General features: G+C 66.9%; 14 protein-coding genes. 10 read left to right on the top strand and 4 right to left on the bottom strand.

Annotated elements, in window-relative coordinates; all coding sequences use genetic code 11:
- Positions 1-360: 360 nt before the first annotated feature.
- Positions 361-1,515: a helix-turn-helix transcriptional regulator gene (locus BMY29_RS16340; protein WP_049990048.1), complete on the bottom strand. Its 1,155-nt coding sequence runs from the start codon at positions 1,513-1,515 to the stop codon at positions 361-363.
- 86 nt (positions 1,516-1,601) lie between these two features.
- On the opposite strand from BMY29_RS16340, the gene BMY29_RS16335 reads away from it, so the two are divergent.
- The 5 genes from BMY29_RS16335 to BMY29_RS16315 all read left to right on the top strand — a co-directional run bounded on the left by BMY29_RS16335 (position 1,602) and on the right by BMY29_RS16315 (position 4,521).
- Positions 1,602-1,796 (top strand): DUF7554 family protein, encoded by a 195-nt coding sequence (locus tag BMY29_RS16335; RefSeq protein ID WP_049990047.1) that lies wholly within the window; start codon positions 1,602-1,604, stop codon positions 1,794-1,796.
- A 108-nt stretch (positions 1,797-1,904) separates the two neighbouring features.
- Positions 1,905-2,405: a 2'-5' RNA ligase family protein gene (locus tag BMY29_RS16330; RefSeq protein ID WP_049990046.1), complete on the top strand. Its 501-nt coding sequence runs from the start codon at positions 1,905-1,907 to the stop codon at positions 2,403-2,405.
- Positions 2,406-2,684: 279 nt separating this feature from the next.
- Complete coding sequence (locus tag BMY29_RS16325) at positions 2,685-3,857, top strand: YeeE/YedE family protein (RefSeq protein ID WP_049990045.1); 1,173 nt, start codon at positions 2,685-2,687, stop codon at positions 3,855-3,857.
- Between the two features lie 49 nt (positions 3,858-3,906).
- The gene (locus BMY29_RS16320; protein WP_049990044.1) at positions 3,907-4,200 is read left to right on the top strand and encodes a sulfurtransferase TusA family protein; all 294 of its coding nucleotides are present in this window, start codon (positions 3,907-3,909) and stop codon (positions 4,198-4,200) included.
- Between the two features lie 3 nt (positions 4,201-4,203).
- Positions 4,204-4,521, top strand: coding sequence for a rhodanese-like domain-containing protein (locus tag BMY29_RS16315; protein ID WP_049990043.1), 318 nt, complete (start codon positions 4,204-4,206; stop codon positions 4,519-4,521).
- A 66-nt stretch (positions 4,522-4,587) separates the two neighbouring features.
- Here the strand turns inward: BMY29_RS16315 and BMY29_RS16310 are convergent, their stop codons facing one another.
- Positions 4,588-6,759, bottom strand: a complete 2,172-nt coding sequence (locus BMY29_RS16310) for an ATP-dependent DNA helicase (RefSeq protein WP_049990042.1) — start codon at positions 6,757-6,759, stop codon at positions 4,588-4,590.
- 146 nt (positions 6,760-6,905) lie between these two features.
- Here BMY29_RS16310 and BMY29_RS16305 point away from each other — a divergent pair, with 146 nt between their 5' ends.
- Positions 6,906-7,325: a hypothetical protein gene (locus BMY29_RS16305; protein WP_049990041.1), complete on the top strand. Its 420-nt coding sequence runs from the start codon at positions 6,906-6,908 to the stop codon at positions 7,323-7,325.
- A gap of 44 nt (positions 7,326-7,369) precedes the next feature.
- Here BMY29_RS16305 and BMY29_RS16300 read toward each other — a convergent pair whose 3' ends face one another.
- Entirely contained in the window at positions 7,370-8,314 is a 945-nt protein-coding gene (locus BMY29_RS16300) for a cation diffusion facilitator family transporter (protein ID WP_049990040.1), read from the bottom strand.
- Between the two features lie 135 nt (positions 8,315-8,449).
- On the opposite strand from BMY29_RS16300, the gene BMY29_RS16295 reads away from it, so the two are divergent.
- On the top strand, positions 8,450-8,965 hold the full coding sequence (locus BMY29_RS16295; protein WP_049990039.1) for a metallophosphoesterase: 516 nt from the start codon (positions 8,450-8,452) through the stop codon (positions 8,963-8,965).
- A 454-nt stretch (positions 8,966-9,419) separates the two neighbouring features.
- Positions 9,420-9,563 carry a DUF7859 family protein gene (locus tag BMY29_RS21210; protein ID WP_173424901.1) on the top strand — a complete coding sequence of 48 codons (144 nt, stop codon included), beginning with the start codon at positions 9,420-9,422 and terminating at the stop codon, positions 9,561-9,563.
- Positions 9,564-9,626: 63 nt separating this feature from the next.
- On the opposite strand, the gene BMY29_RS16290 is transcribed toward BMY29_RS21210, so the two are convergent.
- Positions 9,627-10,643 (bottom strand): threonine aldolase family protein, encoded by a 1,017-nt coding sequence (locus tag BMY29_RS16290; protein ID WP_049990038.1) that lies wholly within the window; start codon positions 10,641-10,643, stop codon positions 9,627-9,629.
- Between the two features lie 329 nt (positions 10,644-10,972).
- Between BMY29_RS16290 and BMY29_RS16285 the strand changes: the two genes are divergently transcribed.
- Both BMY29_RS16285 and BMY29_RS16280 read left to right on the top strand, forming a co-directional pair.
- The gene (locus tag BMY29_RS16285) at positions 10,973-11,941 is read left to right on the top strand and encodes a hypothetical protein (protein ID WP_143067726.1); all 969 of its coding nucleotides are present in this window, start codon (positions 10,973-10,975) and stop codon (positions 11,939-11,941) included.
- A gap of 55 nt (positions 11,942-11,996) precedes the next feature.
- The gene (locus tag BMY29_RS16280) at positions 11,997-13,091 is read left to right on the top strand and encodes an aminopeptidase (RefSeq protein WP_049990036.1); all 1,095 of its coding nucleotides are present in this window, start codon (positions 11,997-11,999) and stop codon (positions 13,089-13,091) included.
- Positions 13,092-13,536: the final 445 nt, after the last annotated feature.

Below are 13,536 nucleotides of genomic sequence, written 5' to 3'. Positions count from 1 at the left end.
TGAAACGAACCGGAGACGAAGGGTGATAGTGGTAGACGGGCTCAAAAGGCCCGTCGTCGCGGTCGTCGCTGTCGAGCGACGGTCCCGTCGGTACCGAGAACGGCGAGCGTGGTACCGACGGACTGACTCATTGGTCGCTCTATACTGACTCGCGGTATTAAACGCTTCCCCGCGTGGCAAGTATTGCACCACCGCACGGCCTCACCTCCCGTCCGGTCGCTACGTCGTGGGCGACGGCCGTGGCGGCTCGCGCACCCCACCGGCTACGCGGGAGAAATCGGAGAAATATGGTGTCGTGATCGATCCGCGACATCGGCCGGCCAGGCCGGCCGAGTCGCGCCCCCACTGTCGTTCTGAATTTTACTCTGACTCTTCCTCGGGTAACGCCAAGACGTTCTCCCGTCCGATCCGGAAGACGTCGATCTCGTCGTTCTCGCGCAGGTCGCCGACGACCTGACTCGTCTTGGCCTCGGTCCAGTCCAGTTCCGAGACGACCTCCTGTTGTTTGATCCGGCCGCCGCGTTCCTGCAGCAGGCGCAGGACCCGTTCCTCGTTGCTCAGTAGTTCCGGCGGGGGACCGTCGGGGCCGTCCGACTCGGACTCGCCACCGGTCGCGCCGTCGGTCCGATGTGCGGTCTCGGCCTGGGCCCCGTTTCCGGCCTCGACCCCACCGCCGGGGCGTCTGCGTCCGAGTAACCAGCCCGCGGCGCCGACGGTCGCGAGCAGGGCCAGCGCCAGCGCGACGATCGCCCACGGCATCGCCGGCCCTTCGTCGGTGCCCGCCGGTTCCTCGCTCGTGTTCCCGTCCTCGATCAGGACGATCCGCGGCTGTTCGTCGGTGAACGTGGTCTCATCGCCGTTCCAGACGACCGAGCCGTCGGGGTCGTCGCTCGGCGTCGGATCGACCTGCGGTTCGCCTTCGTCCACGTAGACGCTGTAGTCGTCCGGCCACCGGAACTGCAGCGCCGTTCCGTCGTCGAGCGTAAACCCGGAGAGCGCGGCGCCGGCCTCGATCCGGTTCAGTTCGACCAGCGCGAACGAGGACCACTCGAAGGTGACCGTGGCGTGGCCGATATCCCGCGGCGCGGTGTCTCGGTCCGTGGTCACGGTGACGTTCGAGATTTCCATCTCCTCGCGGCCCGTTCGGTTTTCCCCCTCGACGAGGGTCTCGTTCCACTTCTCGTGTTCCGCGTCCGCGTACGCGTCCGAGTTCGAGTCGATGTCGCTCTCGAGTTCGTTCCACGCCGTCTCGGAACTGTTCTCCTCGTTGAGAAGGAACTGGTAGTCGACCGTCACCTGGGCCGTCCCGTTCTCAGTGATGAAGACGTCGATGTTGATCTGGTCGGCATCCTCGAGATTCAATTCCTCAGCCTGATCGTCTTGTAGCGCCGCTCGCTGTGCCCCGGTGTCCGGGTCCGCGACCGACGCGGCCGCGACCTGAGACGGAACGAGGGCGAACGAGCAGACCACCACCACGAGCACCCAAAGCAGGACCCGCAGCCCCCTGGCGTCCATTACCGGGACATGCCGTAGCCGTCTAAATAGGTCTTTCCGACCGCAGTGCGGTGGGTTTTTTGAGACGGTCAGGCCTACGTGAACGTATGTTCGACGAACGCGGCGAAATCGAGGTCGAAACGCTGCTGAAAGTCGTCCTCGGGTTGGTCGCCGTTTTGCTCGTGCTCGAGATCGTCCAGACCGTGATCGGCGGTATCGCGAGCCTGCTCGGCCCCTTTTTCATCGTCATCCAGCTCGCGATCGCCGCCCTGATCGTCCTCTGGCTGGTCGATCGAATCTGAATTCGGAACCGAGATCGAACCCTCCCCGGGACCGAGACCCGAGTTCCGAATCAAAATCGGTGCCGCGATCACCAGACTGATAGCCGTCCCGACCCTACCGGAAACGAAGTGTACAGCGTCAACGTTCCCGTTCCCGGCCGCGTCCGCCGGATCGCGGACCGGCTCTACCCCGATCTGGTCGGGTTCGAGACCGTCCGCGAGGACCACTCGTGTCTGCTCAAGCGGCTGGGCGAGGCCGACCACGTCGCACAGCTCCAGCACCGGGCCCACCGCGCGCTCGAGGGCGCGCCCGCCGTCGAGGCCGAGATCACGGGCATCGACTACTTCGAAGAGCCGCCGCTCGGCTCGGCCCCGGTCGTCTACCTGGCCGTCGAGAGCCCCGGCCTCGAATCGATCCACGCCGACCTCACCGACACCTTCGACGTCGTGGAGGGGCTCGAGGGCAGCGACTACGTCCCGCACGTGACGCTGGCCCGGGGCGGCGACGTCGAGACCGCGCGGCGCCTGGCCGACCGCGAGATCGAGCCCATTCGGTGGACGATCAGTGAACTCGAGTTTTGGGACGGGACGTACAAACTGCCGGTGAGCCGGGTTTCGCTGCCGTCCTGACGCGGTACCGGCACCGCTACTCCCGGCTGCGGGCCGTGATCGGCAGTTCGCGCTGCGCTCGGTCGGTCACGTTTGCGACGGCGTCTCGTATCCCAGTCATTCTCATTCGGGGTCCGCAAATACCGCTGGTATCTACGCCGCCGAGCGCGACGGATTCACCCGGATAGTCCGCCTGTAGACCTCCCAGACGGCCGTAACGCGTCGATTGAGTGCGTCTGGAGCTGGGGTAGAACCGGCCGACTGACTGCGGGTTAAGTCGGTAAAGCCCCTGGAAACGGTGTGGTTTCGACGTTACTCGTCGCAGCGGTCGTCGGGATCGCCCTCGGAGCCTTTCTCCAGAAGGGGCGATTCTGTTTCGTGAACGCCTTTCGGGACTTCTTCGCCTACAAGGACTCCCGGGTCACCAAGGGCGTTCTCGCGGCGACGCTGCTCACGATGGTCTTCTGGGGGATCGCCTATCAACTCGGATATTATCAGGGGTTCTGGACGCCGCAATGGGGACTGACCGGCCTGATCGGCGGCTTCATCTTCGGCGTGGGGATGACCTACGCCGGCGGCTGCGCCAGCGGCACGCTCTACCGCGCCGGCGAGGGATACCTCCAGTTTTGGCTCACCCTGCTGTTCATGGGCGTCGGCTACGCGGGCTTTACCGTCGCCTTCCCGACGCTCGAGAGCACGTACTTCGACGCCCTCACCTTCGGCGAGGGCGTGAGCCTGTTCGCCTACTCCTCGCTTCCGGCCGGTCTCCTCGCGCTGGTCGTCGCCGGGGTCGCGCTCCTCGTCTACGCCACCCTGATCGGACGCTCGTCGGCCGCCGCCGCGTTCGGCGAGCGCGCCGACGCGGCCGAACTCCGGCCGACCGCGCTCCTCGCGCCGGCCGCGGGCCTCCGGCAGTTCGTCCACGGGACGCGCGCGTACTTCGCCGGCCTGACCCGCGCCTGGCGGAACCCGATCGCGGCGAGCAAGCAGCCGTGGGACCCCCGCACCGCGGCGCTCGGAATCACCGCCGCCGCGGTGCTGTGGTTCACGCAGGTTTCGATCGTTGGCGTGACCGGCCCCGAAGCCCGCTGGACGGGCTACCTGCTCTCGCAGGTCGGCGTCGACGCGGGCTCGTTCGAGTACTGGGGCTCGGTCCTCTTCCAGGGTCAGGGCGTCGGCCTCACCGTCGACATGGTGATGATCGCGTTCGTCATCGTCGGCGCGTTCCTGGCCGCCGTCTGGAGCGGCGACTTCTCGGTGCGGGTTCCGAAGCGCCGCCGGCTGCCCAACGCCGTCGTCGGCGGCCTCATGATGGGCGCCGGCTCGCGACTCGCGCCGGGCTGTAACATCGGGAACATCTACTCCGGCATCGCGGAGCTGTCGGTCCACTCCTTTATCGCCGCCGTCGGCATCGTCGCCGGCGTCTACGTGATGACCCACTGGATCTACCGCGAAGTCGGCTGCGCGATCTGACCGGAATCGTTCGCCAAGTATACCACGCGACCACTACTGAAACACTACAATGCCATCCATCGACGACGTCACGAACACGCCAGACGAACTGAGCGACGACGAAGCGGAATCCCTTCTGGAGGAGGCCGACCTCGTCCAGGATATGATGGGCGAGGTCTGCCCGTACCCGCAGGTCGAGGCCAAGAAGGGCCTCCAGCAGCTCGAATCGGGCGACCTCCTCGTCCAGGAGACCGATCACGTCCCCTGCACCGAGAACGTCCCCAAGGCCGTCGGCGACGACGCCGAGGCGAAGGTGTGGCGCAGCGGCGACGCGACCTACCGCATCTACCTCCGGAAGCAGTAACGCATGGTCGACGAACTCACTCCCGAGACGGTCCGCGAACGCATCGACCGCGGCGACGAGTTCGACCTCATCGACGTCCGCGGCGACGACGCCTACGCCGACGGCCACCTCCCCGGAGCCGAACACGTCACGATCGAGGAACTCGAGGAGACTGTCGTCGACCGCGACTGGGCCGACGACGTGATCGTCTACTGTTACGTCGGCAAGTCCTCGATCCAGGCCGCCAGGCTCATCGAGGAGTACGGGAACGCCGAGTCCGTCGCGAGCATGGCGGGCGGCTACGACGCCTGGGAGCCGGTCGAGGCATCGACGGCCGACTGACCGGACTCCGAAATCGGAATCGAGTCGGGACGCGAGAGCGGTCGCGAACGGTATCGAACCGCTGCCTCAGGGCGCCGGCGGCTCGCCGGCGTAGGCGTCGTGATCGCCGTAGAAATTGAGCATCGCGAACTTCAGCTTCTCCGGGTCGATGTCGATCAGTTCCTCGCGCTCCTCGTGGGGGAACGTGCCGTTGACGCTGTACCGCCCCAGATCGGACTTCGCCGACCGCGAGTAGCGCCGGTCGAGCAGCGCGCGGACGCCGACGTCCTCCGGCGACCGGATGACCCGCCCGAGCGCCTGCCTGGTCTTGCGAACGGTCGGGATCTCGACGGCGTAGCGCCAGCCGGTCTCGGTGCCGTCGAAGGCGACGTCGTAGGCCTCCTGGACCGCTTCGGCCCGGTCGTCGAGGTGCGGGTAGGGAACGCCGACGACCAGCACCGTCTGCGCGTCGTCGCCGTCGAAGCTCACGCCCTCGGCGAGGGTACCCCACAGCGAGGTACACAGCACCGCGTCGTCGTCCGCAACGAATTCTTGACGGAGTTCCTCGACGGCGACGCCAGGCTCGTCCAGATAGACCGTCTTCTCCGAGCGGCGTTCGAGCCGGTCGGCGTACCGCTCGGCCTCGCCGTAGTTGGGGAAGAACGCGAGCGTATTGCCGGGGGTCATGCGGACGGCGTCGTGAATCGTGTCGGCGACCTCCTCCTGGACCGCGGGGTCGTCGCGGTCGGAGGCGAACAGCGGCGGCGTCTCGACGGCGTACGTGCGGCGGCGTTCCGCGGGGAACTGCAGGCCGTAGGCCATCGTCACCGGATCCTCGAGGCCCAACACGTCTTCGGTGACGTCGAAGGGCTGTAGCGTCGCGCTCATCAGAACGGTCGCGTAGACCTCGTCGAACAGCCGGCCGGTCACCTGCCGCGGGAGGCAGGTGTACAGCTCCGCGCGGCCGTAGACCTCGTCGGTGCCGGCGTCGCGGGTGACGGAAACGACCGGGTAGAGCCCTTCTTCGGCGCTCTCGTTCATCCAGGCGCTGACGAAGGCCGCGGCCTGGAGGGTCTGACACTCCGTGCGCGTGGCGGTTTCGCCCTCCCGGTAGGCTTCCTCGTACTCCTCGTCTAACTCCTGGCCGAGCTTCATTGCGGCCTCCAAGTCGTCCTCGATTCCCCGTCCGGAGTAGCGCTGGAGGAACTCGAGGGTGAGGTCGTCCCGGCGGTCCTCGTTGGCGATGGGGACGTCCTCCCAGTTCTCGCCGATTCCCTCGCGCTCGCCGAAGCCAAAGGAGTCCTCGTAGGTCTCGACGAGCGCGCGGTGGAACGCCGAGAGGACGTTCGCGGCGTCCTCGGCGCGCGGATCGTCGCTGTCGGCGAGTTCGTCTAGCGCCGAGTCGAAGGTCCGCTCGGAGCAGGTCCGGGTCGCGTGCTCGCGGGCGGCGTCCTCGACGTTGTGGGCCTCGTCGAAGACGGCGATGACGTCCTCCGGATCGCGGCCCAGCCACCGGAAGAACTGCTCCCGAATCGTCGAATCGAGCAGGTGGTGGTAGTTACAGACGACCAGATCGACGCCCTCGATGCCCTCCTTCAGGAGTTCGTAGCCACAGAGGTGGTGCTGTTCGGCGTACTCGTAGATATCGTCGGGCGTGCGGACGTCGTCGAACAGCCAGGCGAAGAAGTCGTCCGTGTCTTCGGTCAGGTTGTTCCGGTAGTAGTCGCAGACGTTCTGGTCTTCGAGATCCTCGAGTCGGTCCTCGATGGTCTCGAGTTCGTCCATGACGGCGCTGCGGGCGTCGGCGGCGCTCCCGTCGCCGTCCTGGCTCTCCGCGAGGAGTTCGCGCTGGCGGCGCTCGAGTTGCTGCTTGTCGCGTTCGGCGTCGACCACCGCGCGGGTGTTGTCACGGAGCGCCTGGCACTCCTCGTAGCCGACGTCGATGTGACACATCGACGACTTCCCTTTGAAGACGACCGCGCGGATTCGCTCTTCGCGGGTGATCGCGCGGGCCTCGGCGACGAACTGGCGCATCTGCTGGTGGACGTTGGTCGTGATGACGACCGTCTTGTCGTGTTCGCGGGCGACCTCCAGCGCCGGCACCAGCGACGAGAGGGTCTTGCCGGTCCCGCAGGCCCCCTCGAAGAGGACGTTCTGCCCCCGCTGGAGGGAGTTGTGGATGCGGTCCATGGCCTCGCGCTGATTCTCGTACGGCTGGTCGTACGGGAAAAAGCGCATGTACCCGGCAGTCTCGGACACGATACGTGATTGGTTCCCGCTTCGATAAAAGGGTTCGTCTCGATTCGGTCGGTCGATTTAAGGCGGCTGTCGGATCGCCACCGGTGACGAGACCGGCCGGCGACCGCGCGGCACAGGGCCATGTGTCTCGAGTCCCTGCCTCCGGTATGGCGATTCCCGGATACGATTCGAGTAACGTCGCCGAATATACCCTCGAGAGCGCGGGAGCCCGCGTCGCCCTCGTCGCCGGCGTCGTCCCCGACGAGTTCGACCTCGAGAAGAGCGGCGTCGAAGCGCCGGTCGACGCCCTCGCCGATCCCGTCGACCTGAGCGCCGTCGACGAGCTAAAGGCGATCGAGGCGGTCAGTATTTCGCTCGTCTACGATCCCTCTCGGCTGCCGCCTGGCGCGAGTCCGACGGACGTCGCGGTCGCCGTCGAGACCGAGGAGGGATGGGAGCCGCTGGAGTCGACCGTCGACCTCGAGGAGACGACGGTGACAGCGGTGCTGAACGACCGGCCGCCGGGGTCGACGGTCGTGGCGGGCTACGACGATCGCGACGAGGAGAGCGGCGAATCCGGAACGTAACGCGCTCGGACTAAACCGACTGAACCGCCCGAACCGGTCACCGGCTACGTTTCGGGCTCGATGTAGACCTTCTGCACCTGGTCATCGTGGTCGATCAGCGTGCGTTCGATCGCGGAGATGCGCTCGTCGATCTCGTCGGTGTCGAGGTCGGGGTCGAACGCGACATCGGCGGTGATCAGCAACTCCTCGGCGCCGAAGTAAACGGTCCGGAAGTCGACGAGGTCGGTAACCCCGTCCCAGTCGGCGACGATCCGGCGGAGTTCGTCCTCGGCGGGTTCGGGAAGGCTCTCGCCGAGGAGGAGCCGCTTGTTCTCGAGCGCCAGCGCGACGGCGAAGCCCATGAGCAGGAGACCGATAACGAGGGCGGCCCCGGCGTCGTACATCGGGTTCCCGGTGGTCCGGGTCAGGTAGACCCCGAAGAGAGCGATCCCCGCGCCGGCGAGCGCGATGGTGTCCTCGGTGAGCGCGGTCAGCGTCGTCACGTCGCTGGTCTTGCTGAACGCCTCGCGGAGGCTCTCCCAGCCGTGCTCGTGCATCTGGCGGCTGATCCCCTGGTAGGCCTTCCGGAACGCGTAGGTCTCGAAGGCGATCGCGCCGAGCAACACCGCGTAGTTGACGTAGACCGGATCGAACGTCGCGCCGAGCAGCGTAACCGGCTCGTTGGCCCGGTGAACGCCGCCGTGGGTCAGCGCGTCGTAACCGTGCTTCGCGCTCTCCCAGCCGGCGATGCCGAACAGCATGACGCTGACGAGGAAGCTGTAGAAGAACTGTGCCTTCCCGTGACCGAACGGGTGAGACCGATTCGCCTCCTGTGCGCCGTACTTGATGCCGATCAGCAGGAAGACCTGGTTTCCCGTGTCCGAGATCGAGTGGTACGTCTCCGACAACATCGCTGGACTGCCGGTGAGCAGAAAGCCGCCGAACTTCAGGACTGCGATCGCGCCGTTCGCGAACAGCGCCGCGAGCACGACGGAGGTGCTACTGGCCATCGCTGGACACTACACCCGATCGATCCTAAAGTGTGAGCCGTTCTAGAGCCGGTCGCCGTCGTTCTCGACCGCGATTCCGCAGGGAACGGCGACCACATCCGAAAGGACTCTTTCGGCGACGGGCGAAGGGCCACCATGATCGCGATCTTCTCGGACACGCACAGCAGCGACGGCCACGAACTCGAGGGGGAGGCGCTGGCCGCCGCTCGGAACGCCGATATCGTCCTCCACGCGGGCGATTTCACGAGCGAGGCGGCTCTCGACGCCTTTCGGGAGGAATGCACCCAACTGTTCGCGGTCCACGGCAACGCCGACTCGATGGCGGTCCGCGACCGCCTGCCGACGGCCCGTGTCGTCGAGGAGGCCGGCGTCCGGTTCGCTCTTACCCACCGGCGGGACGGCGGCGAGACCGGCCTGGCGATGTTCGGCCGCTCGCGCGGGGCCGACGTCGTCGTCTTCGGGCACAGCCACCGCCCAACGGTCGTCGAGACCGCGGACGTCCGCCTGCTGAATCCCGGCAGTCACGCCGACCCGCGGGGCAACCGGCCCGGCTTCGCCGTATTCGAAGAACTCGACGCCGGCGGCCTGGCGGGCGAGATCCGCGAGCCGGACGGGACGGTGATCGAGACGGTCGAGATTCCGTCCGTATAGCTGACCCGTAACCGACATCTCGTCCAGTACGATCGCTCTCGATCGATTCGGTGCGGCAGGAAACGGAACGAGACGACCGCCGACGAAACGGCGTCGCGTCAGCGGGATCGCGGCACTCGGCGGGTCCAGCGTCGAATCTGGGCCGAGAGCGGCGTCAGGACGGCGGTCACCCGGCCGTCAGCGATCGGTCGCGTCGTCAGCGGGCGCGACTCGAGGGACGGCCTGGCGTGACCGGCGGGGGCGAGCGACTGGCCTCGATCCCGAGGGCGTTCCCCGGTGGCAGGTGTGGCGTCGGGCTGGTGGGCTGGCGATCGAGGCGCAGTAGTGGCTACGAGCCGCCCTCCGTTATACTCAGCGCAAGCTGAAATACGCATTTTAGTTATCGAACCCGTCGCACGGATTCAATCGAATCCGGTCGAAACGATTAACCTTCCCGATAGTGTACTCGGGGCGTATGCTGGACCTCATCACCGGCCTCATTCCAGACGATCCCGTCATCATCGCGGTCGTCCTGATCCTGCTCTCGCTGATCTTCTTCTTCTATCTGCTCCTCCGGCGGACGGTCCTCGAGTTCCGCGACGGGATGCGCGGTCGCTGAGCCGGCCCTCGATTCGGATTTCCGGTTTGCCGTCGCCGACTCCCGCGCTCTCGCTCCCGCGCTTCAGGCCAGCGCCGTCTCGATTCGCTCGACTGCCTCCTCGACATCTGCGCGAGTCACGTCGCGGTGCGTACAGAACCGGATCGTCGTCGGCCCGAAGGCGGTCGCCAACACCTCCCGCTCGCGCAGGCGCTCGACCACTGTGTCGGTCTCGATGCCCGTCTCCGCGACGTCCGCGAGGACGATGTTCGTCTCCGGCGCCTGCACGCTGATACCGTCGACGGCCGCCAGACCGTCCGCCAGGCGCTGCGCGTTCTCGTGATCGGTCGCGAGGTCCGCGACGTTCTCGAGCGCTTCGAGTCCGGGGGCCGCGACGAGGCCCGCCTGGCGCATCCCGCCGCCGAACAGCTTGCGGGTGCGGCGGGCGCGCTCGATGAACGCCTCGGGGCCGGCGAGCATCGACCCGACGGGCGCGCCCAAGCCCTTCGAGAGCGAGACCATGACGGTGTCGACGGGCTCCGTGAGGTCGGTGATGGGGACGTCGAGGGCGGTCGCGGCGTTGAACAGCCGCGCGCCGTCGAGGTGGACCGGGACGTCGTGCTCGTGTGCAGCCTCGGCCGCCGCGGCGATCCGCTCGGGCTCGATCGCGAGTCCGCCGCGTGCGTTGTGCGTGTTTTCGAGACAGAGCAGGCCGGTCCCGGGGCGATGGAGGTCCTCCGTGACGACGCCCTCGCCGACCCGTTCGGGTGACGGGACGCCGCGGTCGGCGTCGAACATCCGGACCTGCAGCGCGGAGTGCTGGGCGAAGCCGCCGAGTTCGTACTTCACGACGTGGCTCCGCCGGTCGGCGAGTACCTCCTGTCCGCGCTCGGTATGGACGCGCGCAGCGACCTGGTTCGCCATCGTTCCCGTCGGGCAGTACAGCGCCGCCTCGGTCCCGAGCCGGTCGGCGACGCGGGCCTCGAGTTCGTTCACCGTCGGATCCTCGCCGTAGACGTCGTCGCCGACGTCGGCGGTCGCGGCCGCCTGGCGCATCGCGTCGTCAGGCGTCGTCACGGTGTCGGAGCGCAGATCGATCATAGGGACTGCTACCGGGACGACGCTGAAATACTCCACCAGTTTCGATCGGGGCGAGACGACGGAATCGGTTCGCTCCGACGCGGTCAGTCGTCGGCGGACGAAGCGGATCGGGAGGACGCGTGTCGCGTCACGCGATCGGCAAATAATTCATCCGTACCGACACGTTCAATATACTATCATATCTACGGCCCCGTATGGTCCCCGCTCCCGCTTCCGATTCCGGGTCACCGGCCAACGGGCCGCCGCGGTCCGACGGCTCAGGCTCCGTCCGCCGAGGTCGGAACCCGTTTCACCGACATACCTCGCGAGCTATCGATCGATTCGACGAGTTGCTTCCCTTCGTACCCGTCCCGCTGGTCGCGTCGCTGCTGGAGTTTCGGAAGCTCCGCCGCGCGTTCGCCGCCGCCGGTCGGGGATTCTCGATCACGTTCGAGTTCGTCCTCCCGACGCCGTTACCGACCCTGTGGACGTTCGCCGATCCGCCGTCGACGCCCCGACTGTCTCCGCGGACGACGTCGGAGCCGTCGGGTACTCCCTCGTTCGGCGACGACCCCGCGTCACCCGGTCCGACCGTCGAACCGACGCCGACCGGGTCGTCCCGAACCGGCGGTCTCGACACGACGATCGAGACGCCCGTCGACGTCCTCTCGCTCTCGACCGAGTCGGTCGGCCCCGAGGCGCTCGCCTGGCTCGGCATGGCGCTGGTCGGGTACGCGCTGGTCGCGGGCGTGCTGGCGGCGGGGTACGTCGGCGGTATCGACCGACGGCTCCGCGACGAACCGGCTTCGATCCCGTCGTGTATCGCCGCCTACGCGCCGCGGTTTATCCTGTACAACCTCCTCGTGTTCGGGGCGTTCCTGCTGACGATCCCGGTGCTCGCGGTCGCTCCGGCGCTGCTGTTGCTCGCGATACCGATCGTCGCGGTCGTCTCCTACGTCTTCTATCCCGCGCCGTTCCTGTTCGTCGTCGACGACGCGGGCGTCGTCGAGGCGTTTTGCCGCTCGGTCCGGCTCACGACGTCGGGCGGGCCGGTTCTCAGTTTCGCGCTCTGGCACGTCGGCGCGACGGTCGTCGCCTCGGTGGTCCTGTCCCTGTTCGTCAGCGCCGGCGGCGCGGGGATCCTGCTCGCGCTGGTCGGGACGGCGCCGTTCGTGCTCGTTTTGACGGCCGCGACGGTCTCGTTCCTCCGAGATCACGTCTCGGGCGACGGGTTCGAAGCCGGATCGACCGATCCGCCCTCGCGTCCTCCGATCGACGGCCACGGGACGGACCGAAACTCGAACGCGATCGACCCCTGACCGCGCCGGTTCCTCATCACGAACCGTTTTTTCCTCCCCCCGTCAATACCGGGGCATGGACCCACGCATTCGCGAACACGCGGAGATCATCGCGGACCACTCGGTCGACCTCGAGGCGGGCGATAACGTCGTCGTCGACGCCCACCCGGTCGCCGAGGACCTGGTCGTCGCCCTCCACGAGGTAATCGGCGAGCGCGGCGCCAACCCCGTCACCACCAGCCAGCGAACGGGCAAGCGCAGCCAGCGCGCCTACCTCCGGTCGTCCGACGGCGAGTTCGACACGCCCGAACACGAACTCGCGCTCATTCAGAACACCGACGTCTACATCGCTATCCGAGGCAGCGACAACGTCACGCAGACCAGCGACGTCGACCCCGAGACCAGTTCGGCCTACCAGCAGGCCCACCGCCCCATTCTCGAGGAGCGCCTCTCGAAGCGGTGGTGTCTCACGCAGTTCCCCGCGCCGGCCAACGCCCAACTGGCCGAGATGAGCACGGAGGGGTACGAGAACTTCGTCTGGGACGCCGTCAACAAGGACTGGGAGGAACAGCGCGAGCACCAGGCGAACATGGTCGAGATCATGGACCCCGCCGAGGAGGTCCGGATCGTCAGCGGCGACGAGACGGACGTGACGATGTCCGTCGCGGGCAACCCGACGATCAACGACCACGGCGAGCACAACCTCCCCGGCGGCGAGGTCTTCACCGCACCCCAGCCGGACAGCGTCGAGGGCGAGGTCCTGTTCGACATGCCGCTCTATCACCAGGGCCGGGAGATCACGGACGTCTACCTCGAGTTCGAGGGCGGTGAGGTCGTCCAGCACTCGGCGGCGAAAAACGAGGACGTCCTGACCGAGGTCCTGAACACCGACGACGGCGCGCGCCGCCTGGGCGAACTCGGGATCGGGATGAACCGCGACATCGACCGGTTCACGTACAACATGCTCTTCGACGAGAAGATGGGCGATACGGTCCACATGGCCGTCGGCCGGGCCTACGACGACACCGTCGGCGAGGGCAACGTTGCCAACGACTCCGCGGTCCACGTCGACATGATCGTCGACATGAGCGAGGACTCGTTCATCGAGGTCGACGGAGAGGTCGTCCAGCGGGACGGCACGTTCCGGTTCGAGGACGGCTTCGAGGAGTAGCGCGACTCGCACTTGCTTCGTTCGCTCCGAACCGTGGTCAACCGAACGGCGATCGGAGTGCCGTCGTGATGGCACCCGCGACGAACGGCAGTGAGTCGCGGCTTTTTCATCGACGTTTTTGCGCGACGGGTTGCCGAAGGCAACCCGAGCGGAAAAGGTCGGAGCGACTCGTTCATCGAGGTCGACAGAGCGGCCGTCCAGCGGGACGGCACGTTTCGGTTTGAGGACGGCGAGGTCTGAGCCTGCGAAGACCTCGATTCGGAACGGCGAGTAACGCGAGCCGTGGAGACGGCTTCGAGAACAGGAACCGCCGGCCGAGACGAGGATAGTCTGCGACCGCTGCGACGGACCGCACGCGACCGTTCGGCAGTGCAAGCGGTTTTCGACCGATTTTACAAGTATCGAGGCGGGAGTGTCACGAGTTAAATATCTGGGTTCGGACGAC

This window comes from Natrinema salifodinae, from assembly GCF_900110455.1.
In the GTDB taxonomy this organism is placed as follows: Archaea; Halobacteriota; Halobacteria; order Halobacteriales; family Natrialbaceae; genus Natrinema; species Natrinema salifodinae.
This window is presented reverse-complemented; position numbering and strand designations above follow the sequence as displayed.

Bases quoted from the DNA above. Each gene is read 5' to 3' on its own strand.
- BMY29_RS16295 (WP_049990039.1), top strand. From the start codon at position 8,450: ATGATCGCGATCTTCTCGGACACGCACAGCAGCGACGGCCACGAACTC.
- BMY29_RS16305 (WP_049990041.1), top strand. From the start codon at position 6,906: ATGGCGATTCCCGGATACGATTCGAGTAACGTCGCCGAATATACCCTC.
- BMY29_RS16280 (WP_049990036.1), top strand. From the start codon at position 11,997: ATGGACCCACGCATTCGCGAACACGCGGAGATCATCGCGGACCACTCG.
- BMY29_RS16315 (WP_049990043.1), top strand. From the start codon at position 4,204: ATGGTCGACGAACTCACTCCCGAGACGGTCCGCGAACGCATCGACCGC.
- BMY29_RS21210 (WP_173424901.1), top strand. From the start codon at position 9,420: ATGCTGGACCTCATCACCGGCCTCATTCCAGACGATCCCGTCATCATC.
- BMY29_RS16300 (WP_049990040.1), bottom strand. From the start codon at position 8,314: ATGGCCAGTAGCACCTCCGTCGTGCTCGCGGCGCTGTTCGCGAACGGC.
- BMY29_RS16290 (WP_049990038.1), bottom strand. From the start codon at position 10,643: ATGATCGATCTGCGCTCCGACACCGTGACGACGCCTGACGACGCGATG.
- BMY29_RS16340 (WP_049990048.1), bottom strand. From the start codon at position 1,515: ATGGACGCCAGGGGGCTGCGGGTCCTGCTTTGGGTGCTCGTGGTGGTG.
- BMY29_RS16320 (WP_049990044.1), top strand. From the start codon at position 3,907: ATGCCATCCATCGACGACGTCACGAACACGCCAGACGAACTGAGCGAC.
- BMY29_RS16335 (WP_049990047.1), top strand. From the start codon at position 1,602: ATGTTCGACGAACGCGGCGAAATCGAGGTCGAAACGCTGCTGAAAGTC.